This window comes from Rubellimicrobium aerolatum (assembly GCF_017872975.1).
GTDB classification, from domain to species: Bacteria; Pseudomonadota; Alphaproteobacteria; order Rhodobacterales; family Rhodobacteraceae; genus Rubellimicrobium; species Rubellimicrobium aerolatum.
Genome location: NZ_JAGGJP010000004.1, coordinates 69,644 through 89,462, shown reverse-complemented (window position 1 = coordinate 89,462; position 19,819 = coordinate 69,644). Strand labels below are relative to the sequence as shown.

Below are 19,819 nucleotides of genomic sequence, written 5' to 3'. Positions count from 1 at the left end.
GAGGTCGGCGCGACCATGCCGGGGGCGGTCGGGGGATGCAAGGCGGGCCGGCGCGGCGCGTGGCTCTTCCTTTGGTCCCAAATATCCCGGGGGGGTCTCCGCAGGAGACGGGGGCGGAGCCCCCATCCCCCGCGTCCGGCTCAGGAGAGCTGGTAGCTGTGCGGCACCCAGCGGAAGCCGTCGCCGTCCGGCTCGACGAAGCCCACGGCGGGGAAGGGCATGTGGTAGCCCAGCATCGGCATCCTCTCGGCGGCCAGCATTCCCAGGAGGCGGCGGCGCGTGGCGGCGGCCTGCGCCTTGTCGGCGTCGTAGAGCACCTCCCAGTCGGGGTTGGCGAGCGACCAGACGTAGTGGTTCGCGGTGTCCGCCGTGAGCAGCAGGCCCTGGCCGCCGCTCTCCAGACGGAAGGCCAGGTGGCCGGGGGTGTGCCCGAAGGCCTCGACGGCGGTGACGCCGGGGGCGGCCTCCTGATCGGGGGCGAGGAAGGTCATGCGTTCGGCGAAGGGCCGGACCTTGGCCTCGAAGCCCTCGTTGCCCTGGGCCGCCCAGTGGTCGAACTCGGCCTGCCCGGTCAGGTAGGCGGCCTCGGGGAAGGTGGGGGAGCCGGCGTCGTCGGTGAGCCCGCCGATGTGGTCGGGGTGGTGGTGGGTCAGCACCACATGGGTCACGTCGGCGGGCGCGTAGCCCGCGTGCCCCATCGCGGCGAGGAGGCCGGCGGCCATCATGCCGGTGTCGAAGAGGATGCGCTCGCGTCCCGTGTCCACCAGCGTCGGGGTGAAGAAGCCCACGCTTCGGTCGGCGGGGATGAAGTTCTCGGCCGACTCCCGCTCGAAGGTGGCCTGATCGACGTTGAGGCCGAAGATCTCGTGCGGGTTCTCCTGCGCTCCCGTGCCGGCGAGGAGCGCGGTGACCTTCATCTCGCCCAGGGTGAAGCTGCGGCTGAGAGGGGTGGGCGCGGCGGCGGGGGCGTCCTGCGCGAGGGCGGGGCGGGCGCGCAGCAGCGCGGGCGCGGCGAGGGGCAGGACGGCCCCGGCGATCAGAGCGTGGCGGCGCGACAGTCTCATGGGTGGCCCTCCCTGGCCTTGGCTTGGCGCCTCGGGTCCGGCGCGACCGGGAAGCTAGCGCGACGGGCGCGCGGAGCCATGGGGGGCGGGCGCACAGCGCCTGTTCGCCGCCGCGCGGCCTAGTGCCACCACTGGTCGATGGCGGCGATGTCGTCGTCGGACCATCCGAAGTGGTGGGCGAACTCGTGGATGGTGACGTGGTGCACGAGGTCGGCGATGGTGACGTTGCCGCGCTCGGCCCATTCGTCGAGGATCGGGCGGCGGAAGAGCCAGACGGTGTCGGGGCCGTTGGGCTGGTCCCAGTTCGACTTCTCGGTCATCGGGATGCCGTCATACAGGCCGGTGAGGTCGAACGGATCGCTCTCCGTCTCCTCCAGCATCTCGTCGGAGGCGAAGTCGACGACGCGGATCACGACGGCCTGCGCCGCCTCGCGGAAGGCGGGGGGCAGGTTGGCGACGGTCTCGCGGGCGAGCTCCTCGATCTCGTCGCAGGTGGGGGCGATGTGGTCCATGGGCCTCCATATGGACAAACCGGGGCGTCTGTGGAAGGGCTCGCGCGCCCTGCAAGGACCGCGCCCATGACCGTCACCCGCTTCGCCCCGTCGCCCACCGGCTGGATCCACATCGGCAACCTGCGCGCCGCGCTGTTCAACCATGCCATCGCGCGACAGGCGGGCGGGACCTTCCTGCTGCGGATCGACGACACCGACCCGGTGCGGTCGAGGGAGGAGTACGTCGAGGGCCTGAAGGAGGACCTGGCGTGGCTGGGCCTGACCTGGGACCGCGAGGAGCGGCAGTCGCTCCGCACCGACCGCTACGAGGCGGCGAAGGCGCGGCTGGTCGCGGCGGGCCGCGTCTACGAGTGCTTCGAGACGCCGGCCGAGCTGGACCTCAAGCGCAAGAAGCAGCTCTCGATGGGCAAGCCGCCGGTCTATGACCGGGCGGCGCTGAAGCTGGGCGAGGACGAAAAGGCGCGGCTGCGGACCGAGCGGCCGTCGCATTGGCGCTTCCTCCTCGATCCGGGGCGGATCGAGTGGGAGGACGGCATTCTCGGGCCGATCTCCATCGACGCCGAGAGCGTGTCGGACCCGGTGATCCGGAAGGAGGACGGGCAGTGGCTCTATACCTTCGCGTCCTCGGTGGACGACGCGGAGATGGGGGTCACGGACATCGTGCGGGGCGCGGACCACGTGACCAACACGGCGACGCAGATCCAGATCATCCGGGCGCTGGGCGCGGAGCCGCCGCGCTTCGCCCACCATTCGCTGCTGACCGGGCCGCAGGGCGAGGGGCTGTCGAAGCGCCTGGGAACGCTGTCCCTGCGCGACCTGCGGGCGCAGGGGGTGGAGCCGATGGCGGTGCTGTCGCTGATGGCGCGGCTGGGGTCGTCGGACCCGGTGGAGCTGCGGTCGAGCGTCCGGGAGGTCGTGGACGGCTTCCGGCTCGGCAGCTTCGGCGCGGCGCCGACCAAGTTCGACGCCGAGGACCTCTGGCCGCTGACGCAGAAGGCGCTGGCGGCGAAGCCGCTGGAGGCGGTGGAGCCGGAGCTGGCGAGGGCGGGAGTGCCGGAAGAGCTGCGGGCAGCCTTCTGGGCGGTGCTGCACGAGAACGTCGCCAAGGCGTCCGAGATCGCCGACTGGTGGCGGGTGCTGTCCGAGGGCGGCGCGGGCGTGGCCGCCGAGGAGGACCGGGAATTCGTCCAGCAGGCGCTCGCCGCGCTGGCCGAGCCGCCCTACGACGCCTCGACCTGGGGCGAGTGGACGGGCGCTCTCAAGGCCGCGACGGGGCGCAAGGGCAAGGGGTTGTTCCTGCCGCTGCGCCGGCTGGTGACGGGCCGCGACGCCGGGCCCGACATGGCCGCGCTGATGCCGCTCCTCCGGGTGAAGCCGTCGCTTCAGGACTGACCGGGCGCAGGGAGGGGTGAAGCCCCAGCCTGCGATGCGGACGGGGCGTCGGTTCGGATGGGGCATCGGTTCGGACGGGGCATCGGCCCGCCCGGCGATGGCCCATCAACTTGGCGCAAATACGCCGGGGGTCCGGGGGCGGAGCCTCCGGGGCGTCCTCACTCGCGCGCGCGCAGGATGCGCGCGCCCTGGCGGTGGCCCCAGCTGTCGTTCTGGAGCACGTCCTCACTCGCGCGCGCGCAGGATGCGCGCGGGCCGCGCCGCCAGGGGGCGCAGCGCGAACAGGAGGCCGGTCAGCAGCGTGGCAAGGGTGCCGCCCAGGACGATGGCCAGCGCGCTGCCCCAGACGGGGCGGAACTCGCCGTCCATGACGAAGGTCATCACCGCCCAGGCGCCGAGGAGGCCCGCCCCCAGCGCCACCGCCGCCGCCGCGAGGCCGAGGAGGGCGGCGCGGAGCGCGAAGCTGCGAAGGATCAGCCGACGCTCGGCCCCCAGCGTCTTGAGGATCGCCGCCTCCCAGGCCCGCGCCCTCTCCCCCGCCGCCGCCGCGCCCAGGATCACCAGGAACCCGGTCGCCAGCGTCGCCAGCGCCGCCACGCGGATCGCCGCGGTCGCGCCCGCGACGATGCGCTGCGCCTCGTCCACCGCGTCGCGGACGCGGATGGCGGTGATGTTCGGATAGGCCTCGGCGAGGTCGCGCAGGAGGGGGCCCTCGGCGGATTCCTCGGCATAGACCGTGGCGATCCAGCTATGGGGGGCGCCGGCCAGCGCCGAGGGGTTCAGCGACAGAATGAAGCCGATCCCGGCGCTGCGGAAATCCACGTCGCGGAAGCTGGCGATGGTCGCCTCGATGTCGCGGCCGAGCACGTTGACCGTCAGGCGCTGGCCGAGCCGGAGGCCCAGCTCCTCGCCGGCCTCGGCGGCGAAGCTGACGAGCGGGGGGCCGGCGTAATCCTCGGGCCACCAGGCGCCGGCGGTGATCGTCGTGCCGGGGGGCGGGGCGGCCGAGTAGGTGAGGCCCCGGTCGCCGTTCAAGGTCCAGTGCTCGCCCGCGACCTCCTCGGCGGGGCGGCCGTCGATCCGGGTGATGATCCCGCGCAGCATGGGCGCGGCCTCGACCCGCTCCACCCCCGGCCGGTCCGACAGGCGGGCGCGGAAATCCTCGATCTGGTCGGGCTGGATGTCCACGACGAAGTAGGAGGGCGCGATCGCCGGAAGGTCGCCGGTGATGGCGCGGCGGAGGTTGCCGTCGATCTGGCCCACCGCCGCCAGCACGGCGAGGCCGAGGCCCAGCGAGAGGACGACCGGCGTCGCCTCGCCGCCGCGCGCGCCGATGCTGCCCAGCGCGAGGCGCAGGGCGGGGCGGCCGCGCGCCCGGCCCGACAGGCGTCGCGCGAGGACGCGGGCGAGGGCGGCGGCGAGCGCCAGGAGCAGGAGCGCCCCCGCGATGCCCGCCGCCGTCCAGAGGGTGAGGCTGGCCGAGCCCTGGAACCAGGAGGCGACGGCCAGGAGTGTCGCGAGGATCAGCGCGGTGGCGAGGAGGTAGGGCGGGCGCGGCAGCCTGCGCCCGCCGGAGAGCGCGTCGCGGAAGAGCGCCGCCGCCCGCACGTCGCCCGCCCGCGCCAGCGGCCAGAGCGTGAACAGGAGGAGGGCGAGGACGCCGTAGACCAGCGCCTCGGCCAGCGGGCCCCCGTAGAGGGCGAAGACGGCGGGGACGGGGAGCCGCGACTCGATCCACGGGGCGAGGAGGAGGGGGAGGCCCGCGCCGAGGACCAGGCCGAGGGCCACGCCGACGAGGCCCAGCGCGCCGATCTGGAGGAAGTAGCTGGCGAAGATCGTCGCGCGGGAGGCGCCGAGGGTGCGGAGGGTGGCGATGACCTCGGCCTTTGATGACAGGTAGGCGCCGACCGCCGCCGAGACGCCGACGCCGCCGACCGCGAGGCCCGAGAGGCCGACGAGGACGAGGAAGCGGCCGAGGCGTTCGACCACCTCCTGCGTGCCGCCCGCGCCGTCGCGGGCGTCGCGCCAGCGCATCCCCCGGTCCCGCCAGAGCGACTCGGCCTGCGCCGCGAGGGCATCGAGGTCCGCGCCCTCGGGCAGGTCGAGCCGATAGGCCGTGTTGAAGAGCGTCCCCTCGGCCAGGAGGCCGGAGCCGGCGAGGTCGGCCGTCCGCACCAGCGTCCGGGGGCCGAGGCCGAAGCCCGCCGTGGAGTTGTCGGGGTAGCGCAGGAGCACGGCCGTCAGCGTGAAGTCCTGGGTGCCGAGCCGCACCCTGTCGCCGACCTCCAGCGCCAGCCGGTCCACCAGCGCCCGCTCCATCACGAGGCCGGGGAGGGGGCCGCCGGCCAGCGCGCGGTCGAGCGGCTGGGGCGGGTCGAGCCGGACCTCGCCGATCAGGGGATACAGGTCGTCCACCGCCTTGACCTGCGTCAGCGCGCGGTCGGCCCGGCCCGTGGGGTCGGCCACGGCGAGGGAGCGGAAGTCCACCACCTCGGAGACGCGGGGGGCGAGGCCCGCGAGCCAGTCCCGCTCCTCGGGGGTGGCGAAGCGGTAGGTGAGCTCGGCCTCGGCATCCCCGCCGAGCAGGCGCGCGCCCTCGCGGTCGAGGCCGGATTCGATGGCGGCGCGCACGGTGCCCACGGCGGCGATGGCGGCGACGCCCAGCGCGAGGCAGAGGAGGAAGATGCGGAACCCGCGCAGGCCGCCCCTGAGGCCGCCCCGAAGCTCGCGCCAGGCGAGGCGCGCGGCGGCGGTCATTCGGCGGCCCGCGCCATGGCACCCTCGTCGAGGCGGCCGTCGCGCAGGCGCACCACCCGGTCGCAGCGGCGGGCGAGGGTTTCGTCGTGCGTCACCAGGACCAGGGTCGCGCGCGTCCGTTCGCCCAGGCCGAAGAGCAGGTCCACGATGGCGCGGCCGTTGGCCTCGTCGAGGTTGCCCGTGGGCTCGTCGGCCAGCAGAAGGCGCGGGCGGCCCACCACGGCGCGGGCGAGGGCCACGCGCTGCTGCTCTCCGCCCGACATCTGCGCGGGGTAGTGGTCGGCTCGGGGGCCGAGGCCCACGGCGTCGAGTTCGGCGCGGGCGCGGGCGAAGGCGTCGCGATGGCCCGCGAGTTCGAGGGGGGTCGCCACGTTCTCCAGCGCGGTCATGGTCGGAATCAGGTGGAAACTCTGGAAGACCACGCCCATGTTCTCGCGGCGGAAGCGGGCGAGCGCGTCCTCGTCCATCCGCGTGAGGTCCTGGCCCAGCGCCCGCACCTCTCCGCCGGTGGCGCGTTCGAGGCCGCCCATGAGCATGAGGAGCGACGACTTGCCCGATCCCGACGGACCCACGAGGCCCACGCTTTCCCCCGCCGCCACGTCCAGGGTGACGCCGCGCAGGATCTCCACGGGGCCGGCGTTGCCGCGCAGGGTGAGGCGCGCGTCGGTGAGCGAGAGGGCGGGGTCGGGCATGGGAACTCCGGGGCGGCCACGGGTGGGATATGGGGGGCCGCGGCTGGTCCGCAACCTGATCGCGACAATGCTGCTCGTTTCGCCGGCGGCGGCGCAGGAGCCGGTCACGGTGGTCGTCCTCGGGGACAGCCTGGCGGCCGGGTATGGGCTGCCGCCGGCGGAGGGATTCGTGCCTCGGTTGCAGGAATGGCTGGACGGGCGCGGCGAGGCGGTGATCGTCCAGAACGCCGGAGTCTCGGGCGACACCACGGCGGGCGGGCTGTCGCGGGTGGGCTGGGCGCTGGGGGAGGACGCGGACGCGCTGATCGTGGAGCTGGGCGGCAACGACTTCCTGCGCGGGATCGACCCGGCCGAGAGCCGGCGCAACCTGCGGGCGATCCTGGAGGAAGCGCGGGGGCGCGACCTTCCGGTGCTGCTGGTGGGGATCGACGCCTCGGCGCAATACGGGCCGGACTACGAGAGCGCCTTCGACGCGATCTTCCCGGAGCTGGGGGCGGAGTTCGGCGCGCTGGTCGAGCCCGACTTCTTCGCCGGGCTGCGCGACGGCGGGGTGGATCTCGCGACGGCGCGGGCCGAGTTCCTCCAGCCGGACGGCATCCATCCCAACGCCGTCGGCGTGGAGCGGATCGTGGAACGGCTCGGGCCGCGCGTGCTGGAGCTGCTGGAGCGGGTGGACTAGGCCCCGTCGGCCGAGCGCTCCCAGGCGAGGAGCTCGCTGTAGGTCATCTGGCGCCGCAGGGGGCCGTCGTCGCCGGGGACGTAGTTGGGGTCCTGCGGCAGGCAGCCGCGCCCGCAGAGCTGGCGCACGGTCATCGCGTCGGTGTCCACGTGCCAGAGCCGGCCGCCGGGCGTGGCGATGTAGCCGTCGATGTCGTCGGAGGCGTCGGTGGCGACGTCCTGGGTCGTCGGCCATTCGGAGGCGTAGTAGGGGCTGTAGGTGGAATGGGTGTGGAAGGAGGCGACCACGCGCAGGCCCGGCGGGACGCGGGGCAAGGGGCAGGAGGCCTCGGTGCCGCCCATGATCGGGCTGCTGGCCCAGCGGCCCTGGGGATCCAGGCCGATGTAGCCGCAGAACTCCCGGTTCTCGGCGAAGGAGCGGGACTGGAGGTCGGCAAGGATCGCCGTGACGAGGGCCAGCTCCTCGCCGGAGGCGGTGGATTCGGGGGGTCCGGGGCGGGGCGCCGTGCCGAGGACGCGGCCCGGGACGGGCGGCGGCCCGGGCGATGGATCGGGTGGGGGGGCGCAGGCGGCGAGGGCCGCCAGCGCGAGGATCAGGAACGCGCCGGGGCGCGCCAGGGGCCCCGGATGGTCCAGCGGATCAGGCCAGGGACAGGTTGATCGCCGACTCGCGGCCGTCACGGCCGGATTCGATGTCGAAGGTGACCTTCTGGTTGTCCTTGAGGCTGGTGAGGCCCGACCGTTCCACGGCCGAGATGTGGACGAACACGTCCTTCTTGCCACCATCGGGGGCGATGAAGCCGTAACCCTTGGTGGCGTTGAACCATTTGACGGTGCCGGTGGCCATGTCAGTCTCCAGTCGTAAGGTTCCGCTCGCGGGATGCAGCGGATCGGCTCGTCAGTGCTTATCGATGCCCTGGGCCGTGACGGAGACAGTGGTCGATCGAGGTAACGTCGCAGTGACGAATATGCCTCGGCTCCGGGACCAAAACAAGTGTTTCGTGACGGGCAACGACCGGGGATCTCAGGGCCGGGCGGCCCGGGCCCAGAGCGACGGAATCGCGGCCCAGCGGTCGGGGAAGGCGGCGCGCACCTGCGGCGAGGGGTGGGCGGAGCGGATCAGGCGCAGATGCGGCGGGAGATCGGGCGCGGCGGCCTGTGCGCGGCGGCCCGCGAGGATCACGGTGTCGAGGGCGGGGAGGAGGGCCAGGACCGCGGCCAGCTCGGCCCGCCCGCGCGCGAGTTCGTCGCCGGTGACGCGGGTGGTGCCGTTCCAGGCGGGGATGGTGTTCCAGAGGATCGTCTGGCCGCGCGGCAGGCCCGCCTGCGCGAGGAAGGCGCGGATCGCGGCGGAGGTGGGCGATGGGTTGTCGCGGGACACGAAGCCGGTGCGCGTCACCTGCAGGCCGGGCTTCTCCAGCAGGAGCAGCACGCGGGCGGCGGTGCCGCCGTCGAGCGGGTCCATGTCGGGGACGAGGCCGGGCCAGCGGAGGCGCAGGTCGCGCGCATGGGCGGCAAGGGGGGCCATGTGGGGCCGGTCGAGGAGCGCGCGGCGGCGGGCGGGCTCGTCGGGATCGGACAGCGGAGGCGCATCCGGGTCGGGGGCGTCACGGGGGCTGGGCGCCCCCGCGTGGGGTCCGGCGGCCGGGACCGCCGGGACCCGTTCCGGCTCAGGCGAGCTGGAGGTTGGTCGCCGATTCACGGCCGTCGCGGCCGGATTCGATGTCGAAGGTGACCTTCTGGTCATCCTTGAGGCCGGTCAGGCCCGCCCGCTCGACGGCGGAGATGTGGACGAACACGTCCTTGCGGCCGCCATCGGGGGCGATGAAGCCGAAGCCCTTGGTGGCGTTGAACCATTTCACGGTGCCAGTGGCCATCGTGATGTCTCCTCTAGAGATGCTGCCCGCAACGTGCGGCAGCCCGGCTTGGTCGGTGTCGCAACGAAGAACTGAAGCCGGTTAGGGAGACAGCGGATCGAGGGATCGTAACGTTCGCAAGGGGGATATGGGGCAGGGGGGGACGTAAGGCAAGGGGGATGTGGGAGGAGATTGGGGGCGATCGGTCGCAGGGGGTGCGGGACTGGCTTGGAGCCCGCCCGACCGGCCCCAGCTACAAGGCCTTCTCGATCGCCTCGCGGATGGGGCGCTGGTAGGGGATGCCGCGCTCGGCGGCCTTGGCCTTGAGGGCGTCGAGGAGCGGTTACGGGACGCGCATGGTGATGCGGGCGGTCTTGAGGTGGCGCTCCCAGTCGAAGGGCTTGAACTGGGCGAAGTCGAGGTCGAAGAGGTCTTGGTCGAGGAAGGCCTCGGCCTCCTCGTCGGTGGTCATGCGGGTACGGTCTTGGGGCGCGATGTCATGAAAGGCCGACTCTCTCCTGCAAATCTAGCGGACGATAGCCAAGGTATGATGTGGGGTGGGTGAAACCCACCATCCTCGCCCGGACCAGATAGTGCGATGGCGGGTTGGCACCCACCCTACGGCTTGCTTTATTTCTATTCCCTTGATTGAGAAGTAGGCAGCAGCTTTAGTGCGGCCTTCTCGCTGGCAATGTTATTGATTGCAGCAAATCTCTGCTGCCTTCTGTATCTTTCAATATACCACTCTTCAAAAAGCGATTCGATCAATTCAATCAAAACCTGAGCCTCTTCAGGTTCAACTGGAATTATTAAGTCAATATCTTTCTCCATGTGAGCGCCAATATTGCCGATGCTCCTGATGTGATCGATGGCTTCGACGCTTTCAATAGAGACGCCTCTTGGCGCTTCGTCCTTCTCAACCATCATCTTTAAGGCCGTAATCTCGTCGTAAAGCGTGCGGCCCTTGACGCCTGCGAAATCGCGGATCATGCCCTGAATGCAGCGACGTGCAAGGGTTGCAGCGGCTTTGGGGCTTAGGTCCCGGATTCGGCAGGCCTCGTTGTAGTCCTCAACAAGTGCGAGCGGTATATAGCTTGGTTGAGGCCTTGCGGAACTCTCAGGTGTAATGCACAGCCGAGTGATAGTCGCGCAGCCATAAGGGACGGAGTAAATCCCATGGGTGTTCCTGCGGGCTTCCACAACCTCTACATCGATTTGCATATGGCTGCATTCGGGATTTGAGCATCCAATCGCGGTTCCTCTTAATCCGAATGGGCCATTCGGAACTCCTTCGATCTCAAATGCGAATTCCTTCTGGCTGTACTTGGGGTGTGTTATCGTTTGGATGTGGCCACAAAATGGACATGCCCACTTCATCCCCTCACCTCACGAACTTCTTGAACTTCACCCGCTTCGGCTCCACGGCGTCCGGCCCCAGCCGCCGCTTCTTGTCCTCTTCATACGCCGTGAAGTCGCCCTGGAACCATTCCACGTGCGCGTCGCCCTCGAAGGCGAGGATGTGGGTGCAGATGCGGTCGAGGAAGAAGCGGTCGTGCGAGATCACCACCGCGCAGCCGGCGAAATCGGAGAGGGCGTCCTCCAGGGCGCGGAGGGTCTCCACGTCGAGGTCGTTGGTGGGCTCGTCGAGGAGGAGGACGTTGCCGCCGGACTTGAGGAGCTTGGCCATGTGGACGCGGTTGCGCTCGCCGCCCGAGAGCATGCCGACCTTCTTCTGCTGGTCGGTGCCCCGGAAGTTGAAGGCCCCACAATAGACGCGGCTGTTCACCGTGGCGTCGCCCAGGGCGATGATCTCGGCCCCGCCCGAGATCTCCTCCCAGACGTTGTGGTCGGGGTTGAGCGAGTCGCGCGACTGGTCCACGTAGGCGAGCTTCACCGTGTCGCCGAACTCGACGGTGCCCTCGTCGGGCGGCTCCTGGCCGGTCAGCATCCGGAACAGCGTCGTCTTGCCGGCGCCGTTGGGGCCGATCACGCCGACGATGGCGCCGGGGGGGATGGAGAAGGACAGGTCCTCGATCAGCAGCTTGTCGCCCATGTGCTTCTTGAGGCCCTCGACCTCGATCACCTTGGCGCCGAGGCGGGGGCCGTTGGGGATGATGATCTGGGCGGTGCCCACCCGCTCCCGCTCGCTGGTGTTGGCCATCTCGTTGTACTTGTTGATCCGGGCCTTCTGCTTGGCCTGCCGGGCGCGGGCGCCCTGGCGGATCCATTCGAGCTCGCGCTCCAGGGTCTTCTGCTTAGCCTTGTCCTCGCGGGCCTCCTGGAGGAGGCGCTTGGCCTTCTGTTCGAGCCAGGCGGAGTAGTTGCCCTCGTAGGGGACGCCCCGGCCGCGATCCAGTTCGAGAATCCACGAGGTGATGTCGTCGAGGAAGTAGCGGTCGTGGGTGACGATCAGGATCGTGCCCTTGTATTCGATCAGGTGGTTCTGGAGCCAGGCGATGGTCTCGGCGTCGAGGTGGTTGGTGGGCTCGTCGAGGAGGAGCATGTCGGGGGCTTCGAGGAGGAGCTTGCAGAGCGCGACGCGGCGGCGCTCCCCGCCGGAGAGGGTGGTCACGTCGGCGTCGTCGGGCGGGCAGCGCAGCGCCTCCATGGCGATGTCCACCTGCGCGTCGAGATCCCAGAGGTTCTGCGCGTCGATCTGGTCCTGGAGGGCCGCCATCTCGTCGGCGGTCTCGTCGGAGTAGTCCATGGCGAGTTCGTTGTAGCGGTCGAGGATGGCCTGCTTGGCCTTGACCCCTTCCATGACGTTGCCGCGCACGTTGAGCTGCTCGTCGAGGTTGGGCTCCTGGGGGAGGTAGCCCACGCGCGCGCCCTCGGCGGCCCAGGCCTCGCCCTGGAAGTCCTTGTCCCAGCCGGCCATCAGGCGCAGGAGCGTGGACTTGCCCGAGCCGTTGACGCCGACGACGCCGATCTTCACGCCGGGGAGGAAGTTGAGGCGGATGTTCTCGAAGACCTTCTTGCCGCCCGGATAGGTCTTGGACACCTGGTCCATGTGGTAGACGTATTGGTAGCTGGCCATGGGGCGCTCCTCGGGATCTGGCGTTCGGGATTTGGCCCCTTCCATAGCCTCGCCCCCGTTCGGCCACAACCGGCGCGGGCCCGGTCCCGATCCGGCCGGAACCCGCCGCCCGGTCCGGCGGTTCACCCTCGTCTTGGGAAAGGGCGCTGGCATGGCCGAGGTGGTCGAGGACGACATCGAGGAGCAGCAGCTCGAGGTCGCCGAGGACAGCAACGTCGAGCTGCGGCGCATCCGGCGCTACCTGATGTTCTCGTTCCTGCTGGCGCTGTTCACGGCCGTCTACTTCGCGCGCGACGTGCTGCTGCCCATCGTGCTCGCGGTGGTGCTGACGCTGACGCTGCTGCCGGTGGTGCGGGCCGGCGAGCGCATCCGCATCCCGCCGGGGCTGACCTCGGTGGCGCTGATGGTCGTGCTGGCGCTGCTGCTGTTCCTGGCGGGCTATTTCCTGTCGGGCCCGATCCAGGGCATCGTGGCCGACGCGCCGCGCATGGCCGAGGAGATCCAGCAGCGCGCCTCGGGCTTGCTGAGCCGCTGGCGCGACCTCACCGAGCAGGCGGGCCAGGTGACGGGCGGCGCGGCGGGGGCGGCGACGGACGCGGGCACGCTCATCGACACCAACGGCGATGGCGTGGCCACCACGCGCGTCGTGGCGGTGGTGGAGAACGGCGAGGGCAGCGGCGGCTTCGTCGGCTACATCGTCTCCTCGGTCGCCTCGGCGGGCGGCGCGGTGGGGGCGGCGCTGGTCCTGACGGCCTTCCTGCTGGCCTCGGGCGACTTCTACCACCGGCGGATCGTCGAGGCGGCGCCGCGCCTGCGCGACAAGAAGAAGACCCTGACCATCATCCGCGACGTGGAGCGGCAGATCTCGCGCTACCTGGGGAGCATCACGCTCATCAACCTCGGGCTCGGGGTCGCCATCGGGGCGGCGACCTGGGCGCTGGGTATGCCGATGGCGGTGCTCTGGGGCGTGCTGGGGTTCCTGCTGAACTACATCCCCTTCGTCGGCAACATCCTGACCGTGGCGCTTGTCGGCGCCGTGGCGCTGGTGACCTATGACAGCCTCTGGGCGGCGCTGCTGCCGCCCCTCGCGGTGGTGGGGCTGTCGGCGCTGGAAAGCCAGGTCGTCACGCCGGTCGTCGTCGGGCGCCGGCTGGAGCTGAACCAGGTGAGCCAGCTCATCATGGTGGCGTTCTGGACGTGGCTCTGGGGCGTACCGGGGGCGATCCTGGCGGTGCCGTTCCTCGTGGTGGTCAAGGCGGTCTGCGACAACGTGGAAAGCCTTCAAAAGCTGGGCGCGTTCCTGGCGGGCGACCCGTCCACCAAGGCCGACGAGGCGCCGCAGAAGGCGACCACCGGCCCGGCGCTGGAGAGCGCGCCCTTCCGCACCCAGGCCGAGGCGCGGGAGGACAGCCCGCCGACGCAGGCGCCCGGCGACACGCGCGTCACGCCGCTGCTGGCCGAGTAGCGCCACGGCTCCCCTGGACGGCGCGGGCGGGCTGTGGCCATCTCGCGCCGACGTGAGGAGGACGTTCCGATGACCTACCATCCGCGCGAGGATCGCTATTCCCGCATGGTCTACAACCGCTGCGGCCGGACCGGCCTGAAGCTGCCCGCCATTTCGCTGGGCCTGTGGCACAACTTCGGCCACGACACGCCGCACCAAGTCAAACGCGACATCCTGCGGACGGCCTTTGACCACGGGATCACCCACTTCGACCTCGCCAACAACTACGGGCCGCCGCCGGGCAGCGCCGAGGAGGCCTTCGGGGAGATCCTGCGGACGGACTTCGCGGGATATCGGGACGAGCTGATCGTGTCGTCCAAGGCCGGATACCTGATGTGGGACGGGCCGTATGGGGAATGGGGCTCGCGCAAGTATCTGATCGCGTCCTGCGACCAGTCGCTGAAGCGGATGGGGCTCGACTACGTGGACATCTTCTATTCCCACCGCTTCGACCCGGAGACGCCGCTGGAGGAGACGATGATGGCTCTCGACCACATCGTGCGGTCGGGGCGGGCGCTGTATGTGGGGATCAGCAGCTACAACTCGGAGCGGACGCGGGAGGCGGTGGCGATCCTGACGGAGCTGGGGACGCCGCTGGCGATCCACCAGCCGAGCTACAACATGCTGAACCGCTGGGTGGAGACCGACGGGCTCAAGAACACGCTGCAAGAGCTGGGGGTGGGGAGCATCGCCTTCACGCCGCTGGCGCAGGGGATGCTGACGGCGAAGTACCTGAGCGGGGTGCCCGAGGACAGCCGGGCGATGCAGGGCAAGAGCCTGGACCCGAAGATGCTGTCGCCCGGCGCGATCGAGAACCTGCGGGCGCTGGACGCGATCGCGCAGCGGCGGGGACAGACGCTGGCGCAGATGGCGCTGGCCTGGGTGCTGCGCGACGGCGGGATCACCTCGGCGCTGATCGGGGCGTCGCGGCCGGGCCAGGTGGAGGACTGCGCGAAGGCGGTGGAGAACCTGGACTTCACGCCGGAGGAGCTGGCCGAGATCGACCGCTTCGCGCGCGAGGAGGACATCAACCTCTGGGCCCGATCCTCCGAGACGGTGATGTGAGATGATCCGAAATCCCGTGCTGCCGGGCTTCAACCCGGACCCGTCCTTCTGCCGCGTGGGCGAGGACTACTACCTCGCGACATCGACCTTCGAATGGTATCCGGGGGTGCAGATCCACCATTCGCGCGACCTCGTGAACTGGCGGCTGGTGGCGCGGCCGCTGGACCGGGCGGGGCTGCTGGACATGAGGGGGGAGCCGGACTCCTGCGGGATCTGGGCGCCCTGCCTGAGCCACGACGGCGAGCGGTTCTGGCTCGTGTACACGGACGTGAAGCGCTACGACGGCAGCTTCAAGGACGCGCCCAACTACATCACGGCTTGCGAGACCGTGGACGGCGCGTGGTCGGACCCGTGGCATGTCAATTCCTCGGGCTTCGACCCGTCGCTGTTCCATGACGACGACGGGCGGAAGTGGTTCGTCAACATGCGGTGGAATCATCGCGGGCCGGGCTCGGGCTGCAACCCGGCGCACGACGCCTTCGACGGCATCCTGCTGCAGGAGTGGTCGCCCGAGCGGGGGCTGGTGGGCGAGGCGGTCAACATCTACCCCGGCACCGACCGGGGGCTGACCGAGGCGCCGCACCTCTTCAAGCGCGACGGCTGGTATTACCTGACCACGGCCGAGGGCGGCACGGGCTACGACCATGCCGTGACCATGGCGCGAGCGCGCGACATCCGGGGGCCCTACGAGACGCATCCCGCGAAGCACGTCATCACCGCCAAGGGCACGGGCGGGCCGATCCAGCGGACGGGGCACGGGCAATACGTCGAGACGCATTGGGGGCGGCACTATCATTCCTTCCTGATGGGGCGGCCCATTCCGGGGCCGGACGGGGCGGGGCGGTTCTGTCCCCTGGGTCGGGAGACGGGGCTGGAGGAGGTCGTCTGGCGCGACGGCTGGCTCTGGCTGGCCGCCGGGGGCACGGTCCCGCGCGAGGCGGTGCCCGCGCCGGTGGAGGTGGAGCCCACCGCGCCCGCGCCGGTGGTGCGGGAGCGGTGGGACCGGCTGCCGCCGGAGTTCCAATGGCTGCGGACGCCCGAGCCCGGTCGCATCTTCCGCTGCGAGGGCGACGCGCTGGTGCTGACGGGGCGCGAGTCCATCGGGAGCTGGTTCGAGCAGGCCCTCGTCGCACGGCGGCAGGAGCATCTGGCCTACGCCGCCGAGACGGTGGTGGAGTTCGCGCCCGACACCTACCAGCAGGCGGCGGGGCTCGTGACCTATTACAACCGCTTCAAGCACCACGTGCTCTGGCTGACTTGGGAGAACGGCGGGCCGGCGCTGGTCGTGGCCTCCTGTCCGGGGGATTGGCCGGAGGGGCGGCTGAGCTATCCCGCCGAGCCGGTGCCGGTAGGACCGGGGCCGGTGGAGCTGCGGGTCGAGGTGGATGGCGCGGCGCAGCGGTTCCTGTGGCGGCAGGGCGGGGAGTGGAGTCAGATCGGGCCGGTGCTCGACGCCTCGGTGCTGTCGGACGAGGGCGGGCGGGGCGAGCACGGCTCGTTCACCGGCAACTTCGTGGGGATGTTCGCGATGGACCTGACGGGACGCGCGCGCGAGGCGCGGTTCCGCCGGTTCGGCTACCGGCCGGGGGCGTGACGATGCGGAGCGAGCTGTGCGTGCACGACCTCGGGACCGGGGACACGACGGTCCTGCTGACCCACGAGGGGATCATCGAGGCGCCGAACTGGCATCCCGACGGATTCCTGCTGGTGAACGGCGAGGGGCGGCTCTACCGCGTGCCTCTCGACGCGCCCCGGCTGGAGGAGGTGCCGACCGGGCGGGTCGGCGGGCTGAACAACGACCACGGCATCTCGCCGGACGGTCGGCGGCTGGCGATCTCGGGCAAGTCGGAAACGGGGGCGTCGTGCATCTACCTCATGCCGCTTGAGGGCGGGGAGCCGGTGCGGGTGACGGACAAGGTGCCGTCCTGGTGGCATGGATGGTCGCCGGATGGGGAGCGGCTCGCCTATGCCGCCGTTCGGCGGGCGGGCGGGCCGGTGTCGCTCTACACCTGCCGGGTGGACGGGTCGGACGAGGTTTGCGTCGCGGACGACTTCGACCACATCGACGGGCCGGACTACACGCCGGACGGCGAATGGATCTGGTTCAACGGGGAGAGGGACGGGCGCGTGGACCTGTGGCGCATCCGGCCGGACGGCTCGGGGCGCGAGAGGATGACGGACGGGGAGACGGTGGACTGGTTCCCGCATCCGTCCCCGGACGGGACGCTGGTGCTGTTCCTCGCCTATCCTGCGGGGACGCAGGGGCATCCGGCGAACCTCGACGTGGCCCTGCGGGTCATGCCGGCGGAGGGCGGCGAGAGCCGGGAGGTGGTGCGGCTGTTCGGCGGGCAGGGGACGATCAACGTGCCGTGCTGGGCGTCGGATGGGCGCCGCTTCGCCTTCATGCGGTTCGCGCCCTGATGGGGCCGGGGGCGCCCTTCGCCGGGCGCGGGCAGGTGGTGGGGCTCCTCGGCGGCTCGTTCGACCCGGCCCATGCCGGGCACGTCCGCATCACGCGGGAGGCGATCCGGCGGCTGGGGCTCGACTGGGCGTGGTGGCTGGTGAGCCCCGGCAACCCGCTGAAGCGCGAGGGGCCGGCGCCGATGGCGCGGCGCGTCGCGGCGGCGCGGGCGCTGGTGCGCGACCCGCGCGTGAAGGTGACGGACCTGGAGGCGCGGTTGGGGACGCGCTACACCGCCGAGACCTTGGCGCGGCTGCGGGCCAGGTATCCGCACGTCACCTTCGTCTGGCTGATGGGGTCGGACAACCTTGGGCAGTTCCACCTGTGGCGGGACTGGCGGCGGATCATGGCGACGGTGCCGGTCGCGGTGCTGGCGCGTCCGGGGGCGCGGCTGCCGTCGCGCTTCGCCCCGGCGGCGCGGGCCTTCCGGGCGGCGCAGCTCAACGAGCGGGACGCGCGGGCACTGGCGGGCCGCCGGCCCCCGGCCTGGGTGGCGCTGGACCTGCCGCTGTCGCCGCACTCCTCCTCGGCGATCCGGGCGAAGGGGGGCTGGCGGCGCTGACATTCGACTTCGGTAGGCGCCTCCCGCAGCCTTGACCGCCCCGCCCCTTGCGCCGCCGGGGGGCGCGGCTAGGGTCCGGCCCGGCAACGCAAGGGGGCGGCATGGGCAGGGGCGCGATCACGCGGCGGGGGCTTCTGGCGGGGGGCCTCTCGGCGGTGGCCGGGCTGGCGCTGGCCGAGGGGGTGCGCCCGCCGGCCCGGCCGACGGGTCCGGGTCCGATGGCGGCCCCGCCCGCGGCGCGGCCCGTGGCGCGGACGGAGGTCGCCGAGCTGATCCGTCGCGCGGGGCTGGAAGGGCGCGTGGGCTTCGTCGCGGTGGACGTGGACAGCGGCACGGTCCTGGCCTCGCACGAGGCGGGGGCGGAATTCCCGCCGGCCTCGGTGACCAAGGCGGCGACGGCGCTCTATGCGCTGGACGCCCTGGGCGAGGAGCATCGCTTCGCCACCCGGCTGCTCGCCACCGGGCCGGTCGAGGGCGGGCGCCTGCGTGGCGACCTGATCCTCGCGGGCGGGGGCGATCCGGAGCTGTCCACCGACCGGCTGGCCGGGCTGGCGATGGCGCTGGCGGCGGCGGGGGTCGGGGAGGTCGGGGGCTTCCGCGTCTGGGGCGGGGCGCTTCCACAGGTCCGCGAGATCACGGCGGAGCAGGCGCCGCATCTCGACTACAATCCGGCGGTGTCGGGGCTGAACCTCAACTTCAACCGCGTGTGGTTCGGCTGGGAGCGGCAGGGCGCGGGCTACCTGCTGCGGATGGAGGCGCTGGGGGAGGAGCACCGCCCGGATGTGAGCCTCGCGCGGATGCGGGTCGAGGAGCGGGACCTGCCGGTCTACACCTATGCGCGGGACGGGGACCTGGACCTCTGGACGGTGGCGCGGGGGCGGCTCGGCCCGGCGGGAAGCCGCTGGCTGCCGGTGCGGTCGCCGGCGCTCTATGCGGGGCAGGCCTTCGTGGGGCTGGCGAACGAGCAGGGGATCGTGCTGCCCGCGCCGACGGTGCTGGCGGCCCTGCCCGAGGGAGCGACGGAGATCGCGCGGATCGAAGGCGACCCGCTGGCCGAGGTCGCGCGGCGGATGCTGCTGCATTCGACGAACCTGACGGCCGAGGTCCTCGGGCTGGCGGCGAGCCTCGCGCGCGGCGAGGCCGTGGCGGGGCCGGCCGGGTCGGCGGCGGCGATGACGCGCTGGCTGCGCGGGGCCGTGGGCGCGCGGATGCGGTTCGTGGACCATTCCGGGCTGGGCAGCGGCAGCCGCGTCGCGGCGGGGGAGATGGCGGCGATGCTGGCCGCGCCGGGGGTGATGGAACGGCTGCGGCCCTTGCTGAAGGACATCCCGCTGACGGACGCGGAGGGCGAGGCCCTGGCGCTGCCGCCGGGGCTGGTGCGGGCCAAGACGGGGACGCTGAACTTCGTCTCGGCACTGGCCGGCTACGAGCGGACGCTGGCGGGGCGGGACCTGGCCTTCGCCTATCTCTCGGGGGACCTCGCAGCGCGGGCCCTGGCGGTGGACGCGGACGGCGACGACCTGCCGGAGGGGAGCCGGGAGTTCCTCGGGCGCTCGCGGCGGCTCCAGCAGGTGCTGCTGCAGCGCTGGGGGCTGGGCGCGCGGTAGGGGCTCTGCCCCTCGCCCCTTCGGGGCTTCACCCCGGGATGCTTGGGACCGGAGGAAGGGGGGGCTCGGACAGACTAAATCCCCGCGAAGCCTCCGGGTTCACTCCCGGGCTCGCGGGGACCAGGGGCGCGCGCGAGCGGGAGCACCGGCCGCCATTGGGCGGGCTGGGTCTCAGTGGCATCGAGGGAGAACGCCCGTGGGGCGCCTCGGCCTCCCTGGCCGGGTATCTGGCCGCTCCTGGCCCATCGCGTGTGTCCGTGCCCTCCTTGCGGATGGGCGTCCCTTCGTCCTTGTCTCTCCTTTCCGCCCCCTGCCGTCGGTGCCGGCGTCTCCGCCCCTGGGGAGCGCCGGGCCGTGCGGACGGGGGCCGCTTGCGTGGGGTCGTGCGAGGGAGAGAGTCGCACGGAAGCGTTAACGCCGCCTGACGGCAACGAACGCTCAGCTTCCGTTTCGCGCAACACCCCCGCCCGCTCGCCGCCCGCTCCACCGGCGCGGCCGTGGCGGGCGGACGCCCTGCTGGACAGCACGGGGCCACACCGGGCGCACGCCGCGCTCCTGGCCTTCTTTGGCTCCAAGTATCCCGGGGGGAGGCTCCGCAGGAGACGGGGGGCAGAGCCCCCCTCGGCGGTGGA

19 protein-coding genes are annotated in these 19,819 nt (G+C 71.8%); 8 read left to right on the top strand and 11 right to left on the bottom strand.

Features of this window, described 5'->3' with window-relative positions; all coding sequences use genetic code 11:
* Positions 1 to 140 precede the first annotated feature (140 nt).
* Together J2Z33_RS06195 and J2Z33_RS06190 are read right to left on the bottom strand one after the other, a co-directional pair.
* Positions 141 to 1,064, bottom strand: a complete 924-nt coding sequence (locus J2Z33_RS06195) for an MBL fold metallo-hydrolase (protein WP_209838990.1) — start codon at positions 1,062 to 1,064, stop codon at positions 141 to 143.
* 119 nt (positions 1,065 to 1,183) lie between these two features.
* Positions 1,184 to 1,576, bottom strand: coding sequence for a metallopeptidase family protein (locus J2Z33_RS06190; protein WP_209838988.1), 393 nt, complete (start codon positions 1,574 to 1,576; stop codon positions 1,184 to 1,186).
* Positions 1,577 to 1,642: 66 nt separating this feature from the next.
* Here J2Z33_RS06190 and gltX point away from each other — a divergent pair, with 66 nt between their 5' ends.
* On the top strand, positions 1,643 to 2,968 hold the full coding sequence (gene gltX / locus J2Z33_RS06185; protein ID WP_209838986.1) for a glutamate--tRNA ligase: 1,326 nt from the start codon (positions 1,643 to 1,645) through the stop codon (positions 2,966 to 2,968).
* Positions 2,969 to 3,193: 225 nt separating this feature from the next.
* Here gltX and J2Z33_RS06180 read toward each other — a convergent pair whose 3' ends face one another.
* Together J2Z33_RS06180 and J2Z33_RS06175 are read right to left on the bottom strand one after the other, a co-directional pair.
* Positions 3,194 to 5,725: an ABC transporter permease gene (locus tag J2Z33_RS06180; RefSeq protein WP_209838984.1), complete on the bottom strand. Its 2,532-nt coding sequence runs from the start codon at positions 5,723 to 5,725 to the stop codon at positions 3,194 to 3,196.
* Positions 5,722 to 6,417: an ABC transporter ATP-binding protein gene (locus J2Z33_RS06175; RefSeq protein ID WP_209838982.1), complete on the bottom strand. Its 696-nt coding sequence runs from the start codon at positions 6,415 to 6,417 to the stop codon at positions 5,722 to 5,724. The genes J2Z33_RS06180 and J2Z33_RS06175 overlap by 4 nt, the downstream gene beginning before the upstream one ends.
* A gap of 67 nt (positions 6,418 to 6,484) precedes the next feature.
* On the opposite strand from J2Z33_RS06175, the gene J2Z33_RS06170 reads away from it, so the two are divergent.
* Entirely contained in the window at positions 6,485 to 7,096 is a 612-nt protein-coding gene (locus J2Z33_RS06170) for an arylesterase (protein ID WP_245218608.1), read from the top strand.
* On the opposite strand, the gene J2Z33_RS06165 is transcribed toward J2Z33_RS06170, so the two are convergent.
* The 7 genes from J2Z33_RS06165 to ettA form a co-directional block, all read right to left on the bottom strand.
* The gene (locus J2Z33_RS06165) at positions 7,093 to 7,776 is read right to left on the bottom strand and encodes a DUF4329 domain-containing protein (RefSeq protein ID WP_209838978.1); all 684 of its coding nucleotides are present in this window, start codon (positions 7,774 to 7,776) and stop codon (positions 7,093 to 7,095) included. The genes J2Z33_RS06170 and J2Z33_RS06165 overlap by 4 nt on opposite strands.
* Positions 7,736 to 7,942: a cold-shock protein gene (locus J2Z33_RS06160; RefSeq protein ID WP_209838976.1), complete on the bottom strand. Its 207-nt coding sequence runs from the start codon at positions 7,940 to 7,942 to the stop codon at positions 7,736 to 7,738. The genes J2Z33_RS06165 and J2Z33_RS06160 overlap by 41 nt, the downstream gene beginning before the upstream one ends.
* A 177-nt stretch (positions 7,943 to 8,119) precedes the next feature.
* Complete coding sequence (locus J2Z33_RS06155) at positions 8,120 to 8,623, bottom strand: uracil-DNA glycosylase family protein (protein ID WP_209838974.1); 504 nt, start codon at positions 8,621 to 8,623, stop codon at positions 8,120 to 8,122.
* Positions 8,624 to 8,765: 142 nt separating this feature from the next.
* The gene (locus J2Z33_RS06150; protein WP_209838972.1) at positions 8,766 to 8,972 is read right to left on the bottom strand and encodes a cold-shock protein; all 207 of its coding nucleotides are present in this window, start codon (positions 8,970 to 8,972) and stop codon (positions 8,766 to 8,768) included.
* Positions 8,973 to 9,294: 322 nt separating this feature from the next.
* Positions 9,295 to 9,423: a hypothetical protein gene (locus J2Z33_RS18665; RefSeq protein WP_280922884.1), complete on the bottom strand. Its 129-nt coding sequence runs from the start codon at positions 9,421 to 9,423 to the stop codon at positions 9,295 to 9,297.
* A 164-nt stretch (positions 9,424 to 9,587) separates the two neighbouring features.
* Positions 9,588 to 10,172, bottom strand: coding sequence for a DUF4145 domain-containing protein (locus J2Z33_RS06145; RefSeq protein WP_209838970.1), 585 nt, complete (start codon positions 10,170 to 10,172; stop codon positions 9,588 to 9,590).
* A gap of 160 nt (positions 10,173 to 10,332) precedes the next feature.
* Entirely contained in the window at positions 10,333 to 11,988 is a 1,656-nt protein-coding gene (gene ettA / locus J2Z33_RS06140) for an energy-dependent translational throttle protein EttA (protein ID WP_209838968.1), read from the bottom strand.
* A gap of 151 nt (positions 11,989 to 12,139) precedes the next feature.
* Between ettA and J2Z33_RS06135 the strand changes: the two genes are divergently transcribed.
* From J2Z33_RS06135 to J2Z33_RS06110, 6 genes are all read left to right on the top strand, one after another.
* Positions 12,140 to 13,453, top strand: coding sequence for an AI-2E family transporter (locus tag J2Z33_RS06135; RefSeq protein ID WP_245218607.1), 1,314 nt, complete (start codon positions 12,140 to 12,142; stop codon positions 13,451 to 13,453).
* A 69-nt stretch (positions 13,454 to 13,522) separates the two neighbouring features.
* Positions 13,523 to 14,557, top strand: coding sequence for an L-glyceraldehyde 3-phosphate reductase (gene mgrA / locus J2Z33_RS06130; protein WP_209838967.1), 1,035 nt, complete (start codon positions 13,523 to 13,525; stop codon positions 14,555 to 14,557).
* 1 nt (position 14,558) lies between these two features.
* Entirely contained in the window at positions 14,559 to 16,151 is a 1,593-nt protein-coding gene (locus J2Z33_RS06125) for a glycoside hydrolase family 43 protein (protein ID WP_209838965.1), read from the top strand.
* Between the two features lie 2 nt (positions 16,152 to 16,153).
* Positions 16,154 to 16,978, top strand: a complete 825-nt coding sequence (locus J2Z33_RS06120; RefSeq protein ID WP_209838963.1) for a TolB family protein — start codon at positions 16,154 to 16,156, stop codon at positions 16,976 to 16,978.
* A complete protein-coding gene (locus J2Z33_RS06115) occupies positions 16,978 to 17,580 on the top strand; it encodes a nicotinate-nucleotide adenylyltransferase (protein ID WP_209838961.1) in 603 nt (200 codons plus the stop codon). The genes J2Z33_RS06120 and J2Z33_RS06115 overlap by 1 nt, the downstream gene beginning before the upstream one ends.
* A 101-nt stretch (positions 17,581 to 17,681) precedes the next feature.
* Positions 17,682 to 19,187 (top strand): D-alanyl-D-alanine carboxypeptidase/D-alanyl-D-alanine-endopeptidase, encoded by a 1,506-nt coding sequence (locus tag J2Z33_RS06110; protein ID WP_209838959.1) that lies wholly within the window; start codon positions 17,682 to 17,684, stop codon positions 19,185 to 19,187.
* Positions 19,188 to 19,819 lie beyond the last annotated feature (632 nt).